This window comes from Nocardia sp. NPDC004278 (assembly GCF_053602975.1).
In genome coordinates this window covers 187,532-187,731 of record NZ_JBSGEQ010000011.1, presented here as the reverse complement: position 1 = coordinate 187,731, position 200 = coordinate 187,532, and positions in this window count along the sequence as shown.

The window sequence follows — 200 nt, the reverse complement described above, 5'->3', positions numbered from 1 at the left end:
GTTGTTCGGCGCTGGCCTGTGTTGGTGCCGGACATCGGTTGTTAGGCCTTGTTCGGTGTCGGACGTTGCTCGGTGCCGGACATTTGTCGGCATGGCGCTTTGGCTTGGTGTGCGATGTTGTTCGGCGCTGGCCTGTGTTGGTGCCGGACATCGGTTGTTAGGCCTTGTTCGGTGTCGGACGTTGCTCGGTGCCGGACATT